The following is an 18,576-nucleotide window of genomic DNA, read 5'->3' as shown; positions in this document are numbered from 1 at the left end:
CACGCCCGCAGTTGACCTGCAGGCGTAATCTGAACCGACCGGAAGTCCCAATGCATATATATGGAAGTTCTGAACCCGATGCCGAACTGATAATACTCTACGGGAATTGCCAGACTACCTTTCTGGCCAGTCAGCTTGCCGCAACTGACTCATCGCCAAACGGGCGAACTTACGCCTGCGTGCTCAACCACCAGATACCCGGGCAGATGCGCGTCCTCCCCACTGCAGAGCAGCTTGGTAGATGCATACTTTATCTGGAGCAATATGACAGCGAAGAGCACCTGCCTGTTCGTGACATGCTGCGCCAGGCGATCCCCATGGATTGTCCACGGCTGATATTTCCCACCTTCATGATGTTTTGCCTGTGGCCATTTGATTGCGTCGAGACTCGCATGCAACAGGAGCCAGACTTTGTCTGGGGACGCTACCCCTACGGAGACGCCATCGGACTTGAAGTGGCAGCAAGCGGATTGCAAAGTGAACGGGCTACCCGCGTCTACATGCAACTGTCAACAGAACGCATGCCTGACCTGCAGCAACGCCTGCAATGCGATATCGAGAGAATACGCCGCCACGATAAGGCCTGCGACGTGATCATCGGCGATTATGTGCTGGATAATTTCCGGCGCAAACATGTGTTCTGGACTACCGGCCACGTATCCAGCGAAGCTATTGGCGTACTGGGAAAGCGACTCTATCAGGCAGCCTTACCGATCCTTGGTGGCGAGCTTTCCGCCGGTCTAGCAAGGATAGAGGCGGAACTTGCCACTTTCCCGGGGATGGGTTCCGTACAGGTGCCCATCCACCCTCTGGTGGCTCAGGCACTAGAGCTTGAATATTGCAGCCCCGGCTTCAGATTCAACTGGTACAACAACCTCTGGAGCTTTGAGGAATACCTGCCTCGCTATCTGGCCTATGACCGCAACTGGAAAGTCGGTGGCGATTGCGCAAGTGTTTCAAACCAGACTGCTCTGGCCGCCTCGACTGATATTTACCAGGCCGACATGCAACTTGGTGCTGCCAGATACATGTGCTGGATGCCAGGACATGTCAACGTAACAGCGCAGGAAGTAACAATCGAAGGCTGGGCGCTGAGCGTCTGGGATCAGCCAAGCAACCTGCGCTTCCTGCTAAACGGCGTGGATTTCGACGAGATCGATTGGCCCATGACATCCCCTGACCTTCTGGTTCCTTTCGGCCTTATCCCCAATGCAGGCGCTGCACGTTTCCGCTGTAAATACCGGATCAGGGATGGCCAAAGCCCTTATCAGAACGGATTTATACGCTTCAATCTCACCAGCCAGTTCGGCGAACACCGGCACAGTTACCGAAATGCCTGGTACATCGCCGACCCGCATCTGGAGCTGCCCTTGCCATCGCCTCTGCTCATTGAGCAGAGCACCGGCTCAGATAACCCCCTGCACTTCAGACTCGGCGGCGCCACTATTGTCAAACGCATCGAGCAGTTACTGCTTGAGCGTTTTGACCGACCGCTCTCCTCGTTCAGCGCAATACTTGATTGGAACTGTGGTGCAGGTCGCCTGACCCGCTACCTGGCTCAGTTCAATACCCATGTCTGCGGCGCAGATATGGCTTTGGAGAATATCCAGAGTTGTGCGCAAGGCATCCAGAAAGCGCGCTTCCAGCTGACTTCTCACAACCCTCCAAGCCCTTTTGCCAATGACAGCTTTGACCTGGTAATCGGACTGGCAGCAATGAACCGCTTTGACGAACGCCTGCAGGATGCCTGGCTGGCAGAACTGCAACGCATTGTCATTCCTGGAGGACTGTTACTGATGTCGGTCAACGGTCGGGCGCAAAAGGCGCTATACCGAACAACCACAGACCAACTGCAGGCTGAACAGCGGCATGGCATAGTGCCGCAGGGGCTGCCCTGCGATCCTGAAGCTGCTGACATTGCCAATTCGCTCTATGCCAACGTGATGCATTCTCACGACTACGTGCTGTCACGCTGGGGGGGCTGGTTTGATGTTCTGGACATTATCGAAGCAATTGCCGCCAATCAGGATCTAGTGATTCTTCGCCGCCGCCATTGACCCATACTCACGAATAGCTTTAGCGGAATCGACTCGACGACCATCCCAAGCAGCCTTCTCCAGGACTTGAACCCGGTAGAGCGCAGACAGATTGCTGCCCTCTGCCGCTGTTAGAACCAACGGCTCAATGGCAGTCATAGCTTTGCCGTACTGCGATAGCGCTGCGGGTTATAGTTACTGCCGCATAGCAATAAACGCCATCACAATGGTTGCTGTCGATCGAACCGGACTGCCCGGCTGCGCGGATGTGTTCGGCGGCTTACAGCAATCGGCTGGCGTGCACCTGGTCGAAGAAGTCCACGCCGCCAATCTCGGATACCTGCCAAAACCGGTGAAACCGGCCGCGCTCAGGGCGCTGATCAACAGCCATCTGGCCGGTTGAGCGCAGCGGCATTACTGCAGCAGCAACTTCGGCCTGCCCGCCCCAAGACGAAGCAGGCGGCAAAGCCACACAGCCAGCACGCTGCGGACCTGCTCACGGGCCGGCAAAGCCGGGCCGGAGGTGTTGCAACACCAGCTCAGCACGTGCCGACAATGGCCATTCGGCGCGGTGCAGCAACCACAAGGTATCGACCACTTCGGGTTCGCCGCTAATGACCTGAATTGCATCCGGCCGGGTAAATGCCAGGCGTGCGTAACGTGGAATGATGGTGAAACCGAGTCCGCCGGCTACCGGTTCGAGAATCAGGCTGATCTGGTTGATGTAGCCCTTGCACGGCAAACTGCGCACACCGGGCTCGTCCGGAAAGCGCCGGCTGAGCAAGCGGCTGGCCATCGCCTGGCCATCCGGATGATCAATGAAGCCCAGTTGCTGCAGATCAGTCCAGCTGCGGATGGCCACGCCCGCAGGTGCGACCAGCTCCAGTGGCTCGGCGGCAAAACGACTGACACTCAGGCGCTGATCATCCGGTCGCAGTGTGACCAGACCCAGCTCGAAGCGGTTCTCCAGCACCGCATCGAGCACCTCCTGATCCGGGGCAAAGCGATGGCGGATACTCAGTCCGGGGTAGGCCTGCTGCAGCTGCAACAGTTGCGGATAGAGAGCCAGACCAATACTGCCCGGACTGATCAGGCTTACCTCGCCCCGGGTGGTTTCAGCCGCCGACAAGCGTTGCTGCAGGCGCTGGTCGGCGCCAGCAACGTCTGCGCAATAGGCCAGCAGGGCCTTGCCGGCAGGAGTCAGCTCCAGCTGCCGCGGGCGGCGAATCAGTAGCGGGCCCAGGCGCTCCTCCAGACGCTGCACATGCTGGCTGACAGCGGCCTGGGTAAGATCAAGGCGCTCGGCGGTACGGGTAAAATTTCCCAGTTCGGCGAGAGCGGCGAAGCTGCGCAGCCATTGCGGATTAAGCATAACAATCTCTTATCAAAACCATAACATCACGCTTATTTTCATTATGGCTTTACTCCCCCAGACTGGCCACTCCCAAGCCATCAGAGATTGAACTCATGTCTAACGTCTATCCACGCAGCTTTTCCCATATAGGCCTGTCGGTCACCGACCTGGATGCCGCCGTCAAGTTCTACACCGAAGTCATGGGCTGGTATCTGATCATGCCGGCGACCAGCATCAGCGAGGATGACTCGGCCATCGGTGTGATGTGCACCGATGTGTTCGGTGCCGGCTGGGGTTCGCTGCGTATAGCCCACCTGTCTACCGGCGACCGCATCGGCGTGGAAATTTTCGAGTTCCGCAATGCCGAAAAGCCGCAGAACAACTTCGAATACTGGAAAAGCGGCGTGTTCCACTTCTGCGTGCAGGACCCGGACGTGGAAGGCCTGGCGGCGAAAATTGTCGCGGCCGGTGGCAAGCAGCGCATGCCGGTGCGCGAGTACTTCCCCGGCGAGAAGCCGTTCCGCATGGTCTACATGGAAGATCCGTTCGGCGTCATCCTGGAGATCTACAGCCACAGTTACGAGCTGACCTACTCTGCCGGTGCCTACCAGCAGCAGGCCAAAGTCTAGCCAGCCTGCCGGTGCCTTATCTGTAGTCCAGCGCCGGCAGCTGGCCGCCCTCCGCCGCACTGCGGATCTGCTGGTCGCTGAGCGCCACGTCGATACCGCTCTGCACATACCAGTCCGGGTTGTAGTAACTGTGTGCATAGCGCTCGCCGCCATCGCAAAGAATGCTGACGATCGAACCGGACTGCCCGGCTGCACGCATGCGGCGGGCCGCCCACAGCACGCCGATGAAGTTGCTGCCGGTGGAGCCGCCGACGCGCCGGCCCAGGCGCGCGCTGACGTATCGCATGGCCGCCAGACTCAAGGCATCCGGCACCCGCAGCATGCTGTCGATACATTCCGGCAGGAAGCTCGCGGCATCCCGCGGGCGGCCGATACCCTCGATACGCGAACCCTTGCCGATCGAGATATCCGGCCGGCCCTGCCCGGCCTTATGGGCGGCGAACACGTCAAAGAACACCGAAAATTCCGGATCGACGCACAGTACCTGGCTGGCATGCCGACGGTAACGCACATAACGCCCGAGGGTGGCTGAAGTGCCACCGGTGCCGGGACTGCAGACCAGCCAGGCCGGCTGCGGATGGCGCTCGTAGCGCAGCTGCTGGAAGATCGACTCGGCAATATTGTTATTGGCCCGCCAGTCGGTAGCCCGTTCGGCATTGGTGAACTGGTCCATGAAATATCCACCGGTCTCCAGCGCCAGGCGCACGGAGTTTTCGTGGATGGTGGCCGGGTCATCGACCAGATGGCATTGACCGCCATAGAAATTGATCGCGGCAAGCTTGTCCGGCGAAGTCGAGGCCGGCATCACGGCAATGAAAGGCAAACCCAGCAAGCGGGCAAAATAGGCTTCGGAAACTGCCGTCGAGCCGCTCGAGGCCTCGATCACCGGTCGCCCTGCAGCCAGACGGCCATTGACCAGCGCGTAGAGAAATAGTGAGCGCGCCAGACGGTGCTTGAGACTGCCGGTCGGATGACTCGACTCATCCTTCAGATACACATCGATATCCGGGTAACCGGGCAGGCTCAGCGGAATCAGATGGGTATCGGCCGAACGATTGAAGTCTGCCTCGATCAAGCGGATGGCATCTGCCTGCCACTGACGCTCTGTAGGTTGTTGCATGGCCTGTATCCTTTGCCTGAAGGCCGCCAATCTAACACGCTGCCGGGCAGAAGCTGACCGCCCCGGTTATTCTTCGTCCAGCGCTGGCGCCCCGGCAGACAGCTCCAGCAAGGCATCGGGCAGGCTCTTGCTGGCGCGGGCACCCAGCAGCTTGAGGTTTTCCACCCGCCCGACCAGATTGCCACGGCCCTCCACCAGCTTGTTGCGCGCGGCGGCATAGGCCTTGTCGAGTTGCTGCAGGCGGCTGCCGACCTCATCCAGATCAGCGACAAAGGCCACGAACTTGTCATACAGCTGGCCGGCGCGCTCGGCAATGTCGCGCGCATTCTGGCTCTGCCGTTCCTGGCGCCAGAGGCTGTCGACCACCTGCAGGGTGGCCAGCAAAGTGGTCGGACTGACGATCACCACATGCTTCTCGAACGCCTCCTGAAACAGCCCGGGCTCGGCCTGCAGGGCCGCGGCAAAGGCCGCCTCGATCGGCACGAAGAGCAGCACGAAGTCCAGGCTGTGCAGGCCGTCCAGACGCTGGTAGTCCTTGCCCGACAGGCCCTTGAGATGAGTACGCAAGGACAGCAGGTGCTGCTTCAACGCCTGCTGGCGCAGCACCTCGTCATCGGCGGCGATGAATTGCTGCCAGGCGGTCAGGCTGACCTTGGCATCGACGATCACCTGCTTGTCGCCGGGTAGCTGGATCAGCACGTCCGGCTGAAAGCGCTCGCCATCGGCGCCTTTCAGGCTGACCTGGGTCTGGTACTCGCGCCCCTTCTCCAGCCCGGCACTTTCCAGCACGCGCTCCAGCACCAGCTCGCCCCAGTTGCCCTGGGTCTTCTGGCCCTTGAGCGCACGGGTCAGGTTGGTCGCCTCGTCGCCCAGGCGCTGGTTGAGTTGCTGCAGGCGTTCCAGCTCCTTGCCCAGCGAGAAGCGCTCGCGGGCTTCCTGCTGATAGCTTTCATCCACACGCTTCTCGAATGCCTGGATGCGCTCCTTGAGCGGGTCGAGCAGCTGGCCGAGGCGCTCCTGACTGGTCTGGGCGAAACGCGCCTCGCGCTCGTCAAAAATCTTCCCGGCCAGCTCGGCGAACTGTGCGCGCAGGTCATCGCGCGCGCCCTGCAGGTCGGCCAGGCGTTGCTGGTGGGATTCCTGCTGTTCGCGCAGTTCGGCCACCAGCGCCGCCCGCTCGCTGTCCAGGCGACGCAATTCGGCCTGGCGCCGCTCGCCTTCAGCCTGCTGAATCTGTGCCGCTTCACGTGCCGTCTGCCGCTCGATGGCATGCAATTGATTTTCCCGCCTGGCACCTGCCAGCTCGGCTTGCAGACTGGCATTGTGCTGGTTCAGGCTGCGCACTTCGGCAACCTGCCGGTGCAGGTCCAGCGTCAGCTCCTGCAGCGCCGTCTGACTACTCTGCAGCCGCTCTTCCTGCAGCTGGCACTCACCTTCCAGGGCTGCCTTACGCTGCTGCAGCGACCACAGCCAGGCCAGCAGAGGCAGGGCACCGGCCAACAGTCCCAGCAAACCGGGCAGCGCATAAGTAGCGTCAAAAGGCATGTCGCAGCTCCCTGAAATTTATCCCGCAGTATACCCAGCCGGCATCCGGCCGAGCATCTTTGTCGCCGCCAAAGCCTCTGGCTCAAGGCCTGGCGCCAAGCCCGCAAGTAATCCACAAAAGCTGTGGATAACTCTGTGCACAAGCTGAAGAAAAAACACCTTTCGGCCGAGCCGAGGGCTATTGGTTACAAATTGGTTAAAATTTAGCCACTTGAAAAGTATATAAATATCAACGAGTTACAAATCGATCGTTTAAAATCAAGGAGTTACGGCATGTTTCTAACCATGCTTGTCCGCTTGCGCCCTTATTGTGCACAAAACCCTGCCGCGACCCCGCAACAGGCTGGCCAGGACGGCAGCATCGGCCTTCCGTGCAGGCCGCCAAGGGCCGGGCCGCTACAGAAGAATTGCCAGCCGCCCCGGCGCCAGAGCGGAAACGGTTTATCCGCCGCAAGAAAAAGCCGGCCACTGCGGACCGGCTTGTCTTGACGCGAATCTGTCAGGTCTTGGGCAGGGTCACACCAGTCTGACCCTGGTATTTGCCACCACGGTCGCTGTAGGACACTTCGCAGACTTCGTCCGACTCGAGGAACAGCATCTGCGCCACACCTTCGTTGGCATAGATCTTTGCCGGCAGCGTGGTGGTATTGGAGAACTCCAGGGTCACATGGCCTTCCCACTCGGGCTCCAGCGGGGTGACATTGACGATGATGCCGCACCGGGCATAGGTGCTCTTGCCCAGACAGATAGTCAGCACATTGCGCGGAATGCGGAAATATTCGACGGTACGCGCCAGCGCAAAGGAATTCGGCGGGATGATGCACACCGGCCCCTTGACGTCGACGAAGCTCTTTTCATCAAAGTTCTTCGGATCCACCGTCACCGAGTGCAGATTGGTAAATACCTTGAACTCGTCGGCACAGCGCACATCGTAGCCATAACTGGAAACCCCGTAGGAAATCAGCCGCTCGGCCCCTTCGGTACGCACCTGGCGCTCGACGAAGGGCTCGATCATGCCGTGTTCCTGGGCCATACGGCGAATCCACTTGTCCGGTTTGATACTCATGGCAGCTGTCCTGGGTAGCGTCGTTGGAAAAAGTCTGCGCATCTTACCGGTGCAGGCCGCTCGGGTGAAAGGTTCCGCAGAAAACAGCCGGGCCGGCGGTAAGTGGCAGTCGCGGAAAAACGCATCGGCATCAATGCCGGCGCACCCCGGCACCTCATGCCAGGACCGCTACCTTCGCCGATAACCGCCCAGCCTCTCGAAAACGCGGTGATTTTTGTTGCCACACTCATAGCAATCGGCGTATGGTGGCCGCCTGTGCTGCATGTGTCACCGTGAATCGCTACCTGATGTCTGATCTCGATCCGTTCATCGCCACGACTCCTTTTACATTTCTGCGCTCAGTCTAGGTACGGGCTTTTCCGTGCCGAAATTAAATCTGTTTCAGGAGATACACCATGTCGAATCGTCAAACTGGCGTAGTTAAGTGGTTCAACGATGAAAAAGGCTTCGGCTTCATCACCCCGCAATCCGGTGACGACCTGTTCGTTCACTTCAAGGCAATCCAGAGCGATGGCTTCAAGAGCCTGAAAGAAGGTCAGAACGTGTCCTTCATCGCTACCCGCGGCCAGAAAGGCATGCAGGCTGAGGAAGTTCAGGTTATCTAACCTGTTCCGAATCAAGAAAAACCCGCTTTCGAGCGGGTTTTTTTATGGCAGAAATCTAGCCATGAATGCCCCCTAAGCCCTTAACTAGCGCTAGTATTCCCAACAGTCCGCCAAACCAGCCGGAAAGCAGCACGGCCCTAACAGACAGGAAACAGACATGCCGACAAATATCATCAATGAGACAAAGCTTGCGCGTGGATTACTGGATGTACTGATCCGTGCCGGTCTGGTTGCCGCCCTGGCGTTATACAGCTACAAGGTGTTCCAGCCCTTCATGGGCCTGATGCTCTGGTCAGTGATTCTGGCCATTACCCTGTACCCACTGCACGGCATGCTGAAAAGACGCATGGGCAATCGCGATGGCCGTGCCGCCACTCTGATCGTACTGGTTGCCATCGGCATCCTGCTGGTTCCGGTGTACCTGCTCGGCAACTCCCTGACGGTTTCCGTACAGTCGGCCATGCAACTGGTCAAGGAAGGTGGCCTGCATATACCGCCACCGACTGACTCGATTGCCGAATGGCCGTTGATCGGCGCCAAACTGCATGCCTTCTGGCTCAAAGCCGCCACCAACCTGACCAGCGTGGTGCAGGAACTCGCGCCGCACCTGAAAGGTATCAGCCTGACCCTGCTCGGCCAGATCGCCGGCGTCGGCGTTGGCTTGCTGGTGTTCATCGGCGCACTGATCATCGGCGGCATCATCATGGCTTACGGTAAAAGCGGCGAGCGCAGTGCGATCAGGATTGCCAGCCGCATCTCCGGGTCAGACAAGGGCAAGGACATCGCCAAACTCTGTACCGCCACCATTCGTGCAGTAGCCCAGGGCGTGGTCGGCATCGCCTTCATCCAGATGTTCCTGATCGGTCTGGGCTTCGTGGTCTATGGCATTGAAGGTGCCGGATTACTGGCCATGGCCGTATTGATCATCGGCATCATGCAACTGCCTGCCACCCTGATCACCATTCCGGTGATCGCCTATGTACTGGGTACCGAAGGCGCAACCGCTGCTACCATCACCTTCTCTATTTATACCTTCATTGCCGGCATGGCAGATAACGTGCTCAAGCCATTGCTGCTGGGCCGTGGCGTAGAGGTACCGATGCCGGTGATCCTGATTGGTGCCCTGGGCGGCATGGTCACCGGCGGCATTATCGGCCTGTTTATCGGCCCGGTAATTCTGGCGGTGGCTTACCAGTTGTTCTGGCAGTGGGTCGAAGACCAACCCGAAGACACCGAGGCTTCCTCCGGGGAGCAAGCCTGAGCCGCCGCCAGGATGCCGCCTGCATTATTTTCACGTAGCCCGCTTGCGCTCCTGCTGATAACCCTGGGTTTCAGCGGGTGTGTACAGCTGGGCCCGGATTTCACCCCGCAGCAGACGCCGTGGATTGATCACTGGAACAGCCCTGCCCTGGAGCAGGCCAGCCAGCAGAAGGCGCAACCTGACACGCTGCAGTGGTGGACGATATTCAATGACAGCGTACTCGACCAACTGATTGCCGAGGCCGATGCACGCAACCCCAACCTGCAGATAGCCGGCCTCCGGGTTCTGGAGGCGCGGGCGGCCCTGGGCATAGCCCAGAGCGGGCTGTATCCACAGGTGCAGCAAGCCACCGCCGAAAGCATCTATCTGGATCGTAACCAGTCCGGCGGCAACCTGCCGCGCGATGCCCATGCCTGGCAGTATGGCGCGGGCTTCAACCTGGGCTGGGAGCTGGATTTCTGGGGACGCTTCAGTCGCGCCATTGAAGCATCGGATGCGACCTATTTCGCCACCCAGGCCAACTACGAAAATGCGCTGGTGCTGTTGCGCGCGCAGGTCGCCGACACCTATTTCGCCCTGCGCACCGCGCAAGCCAGACTGCGGATTGCCCGCGAGAATACCCAGCTGCAAAAACGCAGCTACGAAATTACCGAGCGCCTGTTCAACAGCGGCAACAGCGCCGAACTGGACCTGCAGCAGGCCAAGACCCAATACCTCGGCACCCTCAGTACCGTCCCCGAGCTTGAGGCCCTGGTACTGCGCACACGCAATGCTCTGGCGGTGCTGCTGGGTCTGCCTCCCGGCCCCATACCGTACCTGGTCGAGAACCAGGCACTGATACCGCTGGTGGATGCCGCCGTGCTGCAGGATGTGCCGGCCAACCTGCTGTTGCGCCGTCCGGATGTGCGCGCGGCAGAGCTGCTGGCCGCAGCCCAGTCAGCCCGTATCGGCATTGCCGAAACCGACTTCTATCCCTCGATCACCCTGCTCGGCAGCATCGGCTGGTCAGCCACCACACTGGATGGCGTGTCAGATAACCGCGATCTGGTTGCCGGCCCCAGCCTGACCTGGAACCTGTTTGACCATGGCCGCATCAGCAACAACGTGCGGGTGCAGGATGCGCGCCTGCAGCAGCTGATCGAAGCCTACCGTGACAGCGTGCTGCAGGCTGCCCGCGAAGCAGACGATGCGGCCACCGGGCTGCTCAAGTCGCTGGAGCGTGAGCGCATCCTGCGTGAAGCCGCGCTCTCGGCAAAGCGCTCGACGAGCCTGGCCACTGCGCAGTACCGCGAGGGCTATTCGGACTTCCAGCGCGTGCTGGATGCCCAGCGTGCGCTGTTCGTGCAACAGGACAATTATCTGATTACCCGCGGCAATGCCGTGAGCAGCCTGATTACCCTGTACAAGGCGCTCGGCGGTGGCTGGCACAACAACCTGCCACTGATTGACCCGGCGACCCGCGAACAGATGCAACAACGCACCGACTGGGGCGATCTGCTGGATGACGAGCGCGCCCCTGACACCAACAGCCTACCTGACAGGGCCAGCCTGAATGACTGACAACGCCAAGCAGCCAGCCGCAGACAAGCCGGCCGGCAAAGCCAAGGATCCGAGCAAGAGCGGCATGCGCGTCGTTCTGCTGCTGATTATCACCAGCCTGGTCTGGTACCTGCTGGCCGAACGCTTCACCCCCTATACCCAGCAAGCCCGGGTACAGGCTTACATAGTGCCGGTGGCTGCCGAAGTAGCCGGCCGCGTGACGGATGTGCTGGTGCACAACAACCAGCAGGTGAGCGCCGGCCAGGAACTGTTCGCCATCGACCCCGAGCAGTACGAGATAGCCGTTGAGCGCGCCCGCGCCGACCTGGAGTCGGTGCGCAAGCAGATTGGCGCCAGCACTGCCGGCATCGATTCGGCCGAAGCCTCGCTGAGTGCGGCCCAGGCCAATGAGCTCAAGGCCCGCCAGGACCGTGATCGTCTGGAGCGGTTGTACCGTGAAGACGCCGGCACCATTTCATTGCGCCGACTGGAAATCTCCCGCGCCACCTTTGTCCAGGCCAGCAGTCAGGTCGCGGCGGCACGGGCCGAAGTGCAGCGCGCCCGCGAGACCGAAGGCGGCAGCGGCGAAGACAACGCCAAACTGCGCAGCGCCGTCAGCACCCTGAGCAAGGCTGAACTGGATCTGGCCAAGACCCGCATACATGCGCGTTCTGCCGGGCTGATTACCGACCTGCGCACCGAAGTCGGCCAGTTTGCCGCCGCCGGCAATCCGGTGATGACGCTGATTGCCATGCAGGATGTGTGGATCAGCGCCGAAATGACCGAAAACAACCTAGGCCACCTGCAGCCCGGCACGCCGGTCAAAATCGTTCTGGACTCCCTGCCGGGGCAAGTACTCAACGGCCAGATTCGCAGTATCGGTTACGGCGTCAGCGTGTCCCAGCCGACCCCGCCGGGCAGCTTGCCAACGGTACAGAACAGCCGCGACTGGCTGCGCGCCGCGCAACGATTCCCGGTGATCGTCGGCATCGACCCTGATCAGCTCACTGACACCGGTGCCATCCGTGTCGGCGGGCAGGCAGAGGTCATGGCTTTCCCCATCGAGGGCAATCCGCTGAACCTGCTCGGCCGGGTGTTTCTGCGCCTGATGAGCTGGCTGTCCTACGCGTACTGAAGCCATGGCCAGAACCGCATCCATTCCCCGCGACCCACGCGCCCAGCGCGCGCTGCGGCTGGCTTGCGGCACCGGATTGAGTCTGGCAGCCGGGTTCGGTCTGAGCCTGCCGCTGCCCTTCATCGCGCCGATGCTGGCGGTTTTTGTACTGGCGGCCATGAACCAGCCGCTGCCGCTGAAGACCGCGATCAGCCTGATTCTGGCGCTGGCGCTGGCCACCGGCAGCGGTCTGCTGCTGACCCCGTTGCTGCGCTATGCCCCGTTCAGCGGTGTGCTGCTGGTCGGCCTGGGACTGTTCCTGTGCTTTCGTTATGGCCAGCGCGGTGGCAACCCGCTGCTGGTGACCTTCATGGTGATCGGCCTGACCATGATTTCCGCCGCCGGCAGCGCTGCCTTTGCCCTCGGCCTGCTGGTTGTCGAAGCCCTGGTCAAGGGGCTGCTGGTGGCCTTGCTGATGATCTTCATCAGCCACCTGCTGTTCCCCGAACCGGCCAGCGCCGCGCCAGCCCCGCCTCCGCCGGTCAATCACGACCCGCTGGACACCGCCTGGATTGCCCTGCGCGGCGCACTGGTGGTGCTGCCGGCCTACCTGCTGGCGTTGATCAACCCGGCGACCTACATGCCGCTGATCATGCAGTCGGTCAACCTCGGGCAACAGGCCTGCAGTATCCGCGCCCGCGATGCCGGACGCGAACTGCTCGGCTCGACCCTGCTCGGCGGCCTGCTTGCCATTCTGTTGTGGAGTGGCCTGAGCGTGTTTCCGCAGTTATGGATGTTCTTCCTGTGGACGCTGCTGTTCAGCCTGTTCGTCGCGCGCCGCCTTTACCAGCTGGTCGCTACGCAACGCTCGCCCTACTTCTGGATGAACAGCCTGACCACCATGATTCTGCTGCTGGGGCAGTCGGTGCAGGACAGTGCCAGCGGCAAGGATGTCTACGCCGCCTTTGCCGTGCGCATGGGCCTGTTCATCGCCGTGACCCTGTATGCCTGGGCGGCAGTACACCTGATTGACCTGCGGCGCCGGCAGCCCCCGGGCAGCCGCGTCGCCATCTGAAGGGAAGTAAAAATGCTCCATAGCCTGCTGGTCGGATTACCCGTGATGCTGGTTTGCCTGCTGTTGCAGGCGCTGTTCCTGATCGTCAGCCTGCGCCGTTATGCGCGCTTCAAACATACCCACCTGCAGCAGGACAGGCCGCTGTTCGACATACTGCTATTGGCCATAGTCATGCTGTTGATGCTGCTGGGCAACTTCCTGCAGATGGTCGTCTGGGCCGGACTGTTTCAGCTGCTCGGCGAGTTTGAGCAGTTCTCCACTGCGCTGTATTACTCCGGGGTCAATTTCACCACCCTGGGTTATGGCGACATCACCCTGTCAGCAAAGTGGCAGCTGCTCGGCCCGCTGGAAGCCGCCAACGGCATCCTGATGTTTGGCGTATCCACCGCCGCCATGACAACCGCCGTTATGGATGTACTCAAACGCACCATACGCAACCTGTCGATCTGAACTGCCTGCTGGCGGATGGTCTGCGGTTGTCGCTGCGCGCAAGATTGTTCATGCTGCCGACACAGCGTCAGGCAGACCCGCACGCCTGACCACGCAACGGAAGATTTCGCCATGTCCAGCCAGACAGATGCAACGGGGCGCCGCCTGATTCACCGGCGTCAGGTGGAGTGCCAGGGCTTCCTGCGCCCCGACGGGCTGTGGGATATCGAGGGCCGGCTGAGCGACAGCAAGACCCATGCGGTGACGCTGCACAGCGGCCGTTATCTGCAGGCCGGACAGATCTATCACGGCATGCTGATCCGCCTGACCCTGGACGACGAGTTCATCATCCACGAGATTGATGTGCAGATGCCCGCTGTGCCGACCAGCGAGTGCCGCGGCGCAGCTGCTGCTTATGCCAAACTGGTCGGCGTGCGCATCGGCGCAGGCTTCACCCGGCAGATCAAGCAACTGTTTGGCGGCACCGGCGGTTGCGTACACCTCACAGAACTGCTGCTGCCGATCGCCACCACCGCCTTCCAGACCATCCCCATGGGCCGCGCCATGGTCGCGCCACGCACCGCAGAGGATACCCAGGCCTATACCCGCGCTACCCGCACGCTGGTCGACACCTGCTATGCGCTGCGTGCCGACGGGCCACTGGGACCCGATCTGCAACAGGACTGAACACCCTCACGCTCAGTACAATGGCCGCCATCACCCGACTGACAGGAAGGTTCAATGACTGAAATTGCACTGCAAGATCGCGCTGCCCCGGAAGGCGTCTGCTACGGCTGTGGCAGCAAAAACCCCCACGGCCTGCACGTGAAGAGCTACTGGCACGCAGACGGCATCCATGTAATGGCTACCCATATGCCGGACAGCAAGTACTGCGGCTGGCCGGACCTGGTCTATGGCGGCCTGCTCGCCATGCTGGTCGACTGCCATTCGAACTGGACCGCCATGGCCTACCACTACCGCGCCGAACAGCGCGAACCCGGCAGTCTGCCGCGCATTGACTGCGTGACCGGTTATCTGGGCCTCAAGTACATCAAACCCACGCCCATGGGCGTCACCCTGACCCTGCGCGCCAGACTGGACGGCGAACTGGGGCGCAAGAGCAAGATCATCTGCGAGGTGTATGCCGGCGACGTGCTAACGGCGATCGGCGATTCGATCTTCGTGCGCACCGATACCGCGCAGCTCAGTGCGGTTGCCCATGGGCGGGAAAGCTGAGCCGAATCGTTGGCTGGCGTAGGGCTGCCTGCGCAAACCACCTTAATCTGTGGGGACTGCACTATCTGTGGGAGCGGCGACTCGCCGCGAAAAAGCCAGCGCCAATCCATCTAAAGCAAAAGCTCGCGCCGGGGGCGGCGCTTGTGTCTTTAAAGCTCCCACAACGATTGAAGTTGCAGGAGGTAGCTCAGTCGTCGCTGATCTCGATTGCCGGCATACCCTGCGCACCCTGCCCGGCCTGGGCGATGCGTGCGCCGACGTTACGCGCCAGCTCCTGATAGATCATGGCGATCTGGCTTTCGGTGTCGGCGATGGCGGTCGGCTTGCCGCCATCGGACTGCATGCGGATGGCCATCGACAACGGCAACGATGCCAGCAGCTCGACGCCATATTGCGCCGCCAGCTTCTCACCGCCACCTTCGCCGAACAGATGTTCGGCATGCCCGCAGTTAGAGCAGATGTGCACGGCCATGTTTTCCACCACGCCGAGCACCGGAATGTTCACCTTGCGGAACATCTCCACGCCTTTCTTCGCATCCAGCAGCGCCAGATCCTGTGGCGTGGTGACGATCACCGCACCGGCCACCGGCACCTTCTGCGCCAGCGTCAGCTGGATATCGCCGGTGCCCGGCGGCATGTCCACCACCAGATAATCCAGATTGTCCCAGGCGGTCTGGGTGATCAGCTGCATCAACGCGCCGGAAACCATCGGCCCGCGCCAGACCATCGGTGTATCGTCATCGGCCAGAAAGGCCATGGACATCACCTGCACGCCATGCGCCTCGATCGGCAGCATCCACTTCTGCTCGCGAATCTGTGGCCGGGTACCTGGCGCAATGCCGAACATGATGCCCTGACTGGGGCCGTAGATATCCGCATCCAGAATGCCCACCCGCGCCCCTTCACGGGCCAGCGCCAGCGCCAGATTGGCCGCGGTGGTCGACTTGCCCACCCCGCCCTTGCCGGAGGCTACGGCGATGATGTTCTTCACGTTGACCAGCGCCGGCACCTGCTCCTGGGCCTTGTGCGGCTCGATCAGCACATCCACCTGCACGCTGGCGGAATCCACGCCATCAAGGTTCTCCAGCGCCATCTGCAGCATCTGCGCCCAGCCGCTCTTGAACAGAGCACAGGCATAGCCCAGCTGCAGGCGCACATTGACCGTGCCACCCTGAATATCGATCTCGCGCACGCAGCCGGCGCTGACCGGATCGAGGTTCAGGTGCGGGTCGGTGAACTGACGCAGGACGGTTTCCACCAGCTGGCGATTGACAGCACTCATGACAACTCCCTAAAAACCAAGCAAAACAGGCGGATATGTTACCGCACGGCAGAAAATCACCGAAGGCCTTTTCATGGGTCGAAAAGCCCCTCTCCGCGGCCCTCTGCCGCCAGCGCGAGAGGGGGAAATGCGCTGCGCATCAGTCCTCCCGCATTCGCCACGGATGAAAAAAAACCGCTGCGCCTATATAGTTGCCGACCTTCCCGTGTCAGCCATGCAGCCCGAAACCATGTCCGAAGCCCGCAAGATTCTCGTTACCAGCGCCCTGCCCTATGCCAACGGCTCGATCCATCTCGGCCACATGCTGGAGTACATCCAGACCGACATGTGGGTGCGTTTCCAGAAGTTGCGTGGCAATCAGGCCACTTACGTCTGCGCTGACGATGCCCATGGCTCGGCGATCATGCTGCGCGCCGAGAAGGAAGGCATCACCCCGGAGCAGTTGATTGCCAACGTGCAGGCCGAGCACAGCGCCGACTTTGCCGACTTCCTGGTGGACTTCGACAACTTTCACTCGACCCACTCGGAAGAAAACCGCGAACTGGCCACCGGCATCTACCTGAAGCTGCGTGAGGCCGGACACATCGCCACGCGCTCGGTGACCCAGTATTTCGACCCGGAAAAGGGCATGTTTCTCGCCGATCGCTTCATCAAGGGCACCTGCCCCAAGTGCGCCGCCGAAGACCAGTACGGCGACAACTGCGAGAAATGCGGCGCCACTTACGAACCGACCGAACTGAAGAATCCGCGCTCGGCGATCTCCGGCGCGGTGCCGGTACTCAGGGATTCCAGGCACTTCTTCTTCAAGCTGCCGGATTTCCAGAGCATGCTCGAGCAGTGGACGCGCAGCGGTACCCTGCAGGAGGCGGTAGCCAACAAGATCGCCGAATGGCTGGATGCCGGCCTGCAGGAATGGGACATCAGCCGCGATGCACCGTATTTCGGCTTCGAGATCCCCGACGAGCCGGGCAAGTATTTCTACGTCTGGCTGGATGCGCCGGTGGGCTACATGGCCAGTTTCAAGAACCTCTGTGCACGGCGTCCGGAGCTGGATTTCGATGCCTACTGGGGCAAGGATTCGACCGCCGAGCTGTACCACTTCATCGGCAAGGACATCGTCAACTTCCACACGCTGTTCTGGCCGGCCATGCTGCAGGGCGCCGGCTACCGCAAGCCGACCGCGGTCAACGTGCATGGCTACCTGACCGTCAACGGGCAGAAGATGTCCAAGTCGCGCGGCACCTTTATCAAGGCACGCACCTATCTCGACCATCTGAACCCGGAATACCTGCGCTACTACTACGCCAGCAAGCTGGGCCGCAGCGTCGACGATCTCGATCTCAACCTCGAGGACTTCGTGCAGAAGGTCAACGCCGACCTGGTCGGCAAAGTGGTGAATATTGCCAGCCGCTGTGCCGGCTTCATCCACAAGGGCAACAACGGGCTGCTGGTAGCTGCCAATCCCGAACCCGAGCTGTGGAACGCTTTCCAGAATGCCGCACCGGCCATCGCCGAGGCCTACGAAGCGCGTGATTTCGCCCGCGCCATGCGCGAAATCATGGCACTGGCCGACCGCGCCAATGCCTGGATTGCCGACAAGGCGCCCTGGGCGCTGAACAAGGTCGAGGGCAAGCAGGCCGAGGTGCAGGAAATCTGCGCGCTGGGCGTCAACCTGTTCCGCCAGCTGGTGATCCTGCTCAAGCCGGTACTGCCGAAACTGGCCGGCGATGCCGAAGCCTTCCTGAATGTCGCGCCGCTGACCTGGAATGACCTGAGTACGCCGCTGGCCAACCACCAGCTGAACCCGTTCAGCCCGCTGCTGACGCGCATAGAACCGGCGAAGATAGAAGCCATGATTGCAGACTCCAAAGAAGACCTGATTGCCGAATCCGCCACCCCTGCTGCAGCCGGTAATGGCGAACTCACGAAAGAGCCGATCGCCGCCGAGATCAACTTCGACGCCTTTGCCGCCGTTGACCTGCGTATCGCGCTGATCGAGAAATGCGAGTTCGTCGACGGCGCCGACAAGCTGCTGCGCCTGACGCTGGATATCGGCGACGCCAAGCGCAACGTGTTCAGCGGCATCAAGAGTGCCTACCCGGACCCGAGCCAGCTGGAAGGCCGGCATACCCTGTACGTGGCCAACCTGGCGCCACGCAAGATGAAATTCGGCATCAGCGAAGGCATGGTGCTGGCCGCCGGCCCCGGTGGCCACGAGATCTACCTGCTTAGCCCGGACGCCGGCGCCAGGCCGGGGCAACGCGTCAAGTAAGGCTATATCCCGG

At 61.1% G+C, this 18,576-nt stretch carries 16 protein-coding genes and 1 pseudogene; 12 read left to right on the top strand and 5 right to left on the bottom strand.

Annotated elements, in window-relative coordinates; translation table 11 throughout:
- Positions 1 to 50 precede the first annotated feature (50 nt).
- Both BLT89_RS17790 and BLT89_RS18055 read left to right on the top strand, forming a co-directional pair.
- A complete protein-coding gene (locus tag BLT89_RS17790; RefSeq protein ID WP_172829111.1) occupies positions 51 to 2,057 on the top strand; it encodes a WcbI family polysaccharide biosynthesis putative acetyltransferase in 2,007 nt (668 codons plus the stop codon).
- A gap of 283 nt (positions 2,058 to 2,340) precedes the next feature.
- Positions 2,341 to 2,439: pseudogene (locus tag BLT89_RS18055) on the top strand (hypothetical protein); the annotation flags it as partial.
- 93 nt (positions 2,440 to 2,532) lie between these two features.
- Here the strand turns inward: BLT89_RS18055 and BLT89_RS03540 are convergent.
- The gene (locus tag BLT89_RS03540) at positions 2,533 to 3,408 is read right to left on the bottom strand and encodes a LysR family transcriptional regulator (protein WP_090193129.1); all 876 of its coding nucleotides are present in this window, start codon (positions 3,406 to 3,408) and stop codon (positions 2,533 to 2,535) included.
- 95 nt (positions 3,409 to 3,503) lie between these two features.
- Here BLT89_RS03540 and BLT89_RS03535 point away from each other — a divergent pair, with 95 nt between their 5' ends.
- The gene (locus BLT89_RS03535) at positions 3,504 to 4,019 is read left to right on the top strand and encodes a lactoylglutathione lyase family protein (protein ID WP_090193128.1); all 516 of its coding nucleotides are present in this window, start codon (positions 3,504 to 3,506) and stop codon (positions 4,017 to 4,019) included.
- Positions 4,020 to 4,035: 16 nt separating this feature from the next.
- On the opposite strand, the gene BLT89_RS03530 is transcribed toward BLT89_RS03535, so the two are convergent.
- From BLT89_RS03530 to dcd, 3 genes are all read right to left on the bottom strand, one after another.
- Positions 4,036 to 5,139 carry a PLP-dependent cysteine synthase family protein gene (locus tag BLT89_RS03530; RefSeq protein ID WP_090193127.1) on the bottom strand — a complete coding sequence of 368 codons (1,104 nt, stop codon included), beginning with the start codon at positions 5,137 to 5,139 and terminating at the stop codon, positions 4,036 to 4,038.
- Positions 5,140 to 5,205: 66 nt separating this feature from the next.
- Positions 5,206 to 6,684, bottom strand: coding sequence for a DNA recombination protein RmuC (gene rmuC / locus BLT89_RS03525; RefSeq protein WP_090193126.1), 1,479 nt, complete (start codon positions 6,682 to 6,684; stop codon positions 5,206 to 5,208).
- A 499-nt stretch (positions 6,685 to 7,183) separates the two neighbouring features.
- Positions 7,184 to 7,750 carry a dCTP deaminase gene (gene dcd / locus BLT89_RS03520; protein WP_090193125.1) on the bottom strand — a complete coding sequence of 189 codons (567 nt, stop codon included), beginning with the start codon at positions 7,748 to 7,750 and terminating at the stop codon, positions 7,184 to 7,186.
- A 395-nt stretch (positions 7,751 to 8,145) separates the two neighbouring features.
- Here dcd and BLT89_RS03515 point away from each other — a divergent pair, with 395 nt between their 5' ends.
- The 8 genes from BLT89_RS03515 (at position 8,146) to BLT89_RS03480 (ending at position 15,009) form a co-directional block, all read left to right on the top strand.
- Positions 8,146 to 8,355 (top strand): cold-shock protein, encoded by a 210-nt coding sequence (locus tag BLT89_RS03515; RefSeq protein WP_090193124.1) that lies wholly within the window; start codon positions 8,146 to 8,148, stop codon positions 8,353 to 8,355.
- 157 nt (positions 8,356 to 8,512) lie between these two features.
- Positions 8,513 to 9,616 (top strand): AI-2E family transporter, encoded by a 1,104-nt coding sequence (locus BLT89_RS03510; RefSeq protein WP_090193123.1) that lies wholly within the window; start codon positions 8,513 to 8,515, stop codon positions 9,614 to 9,616.
- Between the two features lie 12 nt (positions 9,617 to 9,628).
- The gene (locus tag BLT89_RS03505; protein ID WP_090193122.1) at positions 9,629 to 11,176 is read left to right on the top strand and encodes an efflux transporter outer membrane subunit; all 1,548 of its coding nucleotides are present in this window, start codon (positions 9,629 to 9,631) and stop codon (positions 11,174 to 11,176) included.
- Positions 11,169 to 12,290: an HlyD family secretion protein gene (locus tag BLT89_RS03500; RefSeq protein WP_090193121.1), complete on the top strand. Its 1,122-nt coding sequence runs from the start codon at positions 11,169 to 11,171 to the stop codon at positions 12,288 to 12,290. Before BLT89_RS03505 ends, BLT89_RS03500 begins: the two co-directional genes overlap by 8 nt.
- A gap of 4 nt (positions 12,291 to 12,294) precedes the next feature.
- Positions 12,295 to 13,344 (top strand): DUF2955 domain-containing protein, encoded by a 1,050-nt coding sequence (locus BLT89_RS03495; protein ID WP_090193120.1) that lies wholly within the window; start codon positions 12,295 to 12,297, stop codon positions 13,342 to 13,344.
- A gap of 12 nt (positions 13,345 to 13,356) precedes the next feature.
- A complete protein-coding gene (locus BLT89_RS03490) occupies positions 13,357 to 13,794 on the top strand; it encodes a potassium channel family protein (RefSeq protein WP_090193119.1) in 438 nt (145 codons plus the stop codon).
- 111 nt (positions 13,795 to 13,905) lie between these two features.
- Positions 13,906 to 14,460 (top strand): DUF2889 domain-containing protein, encoded by a 555-nt coding sequence (locus tag BLT89_RS03485; RefSeq protein ID WP_090193118.1) that lies wholly within the window; start codon positions 13,906 to 13,908, stop codon positions 14,458 to 14,460.
- Positions 14,461 to 14,514: 54 nt separating this feature from the next.
- Complete coding sequence (locus BLT89_RS03480; RefSeq protein WP_090193117.1) at positions 14,515 to 15,009, top strand: PaaI family thioesterase; 495 nt, start codon at positions 14,515 to 14,517, stop codon at positions 15,007 to 15,009.
- A gap of 187 nt (positions 15,010 to 15,196) precedes the next feature.
- Here the strand turns inward: BLT89_RS03480 and apbC are convergent, their stop codons facing one another.
- Positions 15,197 to 16,291, bottom strand: coding sequence for an iron-sulfur cluster carrier protein ApbC (apbC, locus tag BLT89_RS03475; RefSeq protein WP_090193116.1), 1,095 nt, complete (start codon positions 16,289 to 16,291; stop codon positions 15,197 to 15,199).
- Between the two features lie 229 nt (positions 16,292 to 16,520).
- On the opposite strand from apbC, the gene metG reads away from it, so the two are divergent.
- The gene (gene metG, locus BLT89_RS03470; protein ID WP_090198656.1) at positions 16,521 to 18,563 is read left to right on the top strand and encodes a methionine--tRNA ligase; all 2,043 of its coding nucleotides are present in this window, start codon (positions 16,521 to 16,523) and stop codon (positions 18,561 to 18,563) included.
- Positions 18,564 to 18,576: the final 13 nt, after the last annotated feature.

Source organism: Pseudomonas pohangensis (assembly GCF_900105995.1).
GTDB lineage: Bacteria > Pseudomonadota > Gammaproteobacteria > Pseudomonadales > Pseudomonadaceae > Aquipseudomonas > Aquipseudomonas pohangensis.
Note: the sequence above shows the minus strand (reverse complement) of the source record. Positions and strands in the feature narration are given on the sequence as shown.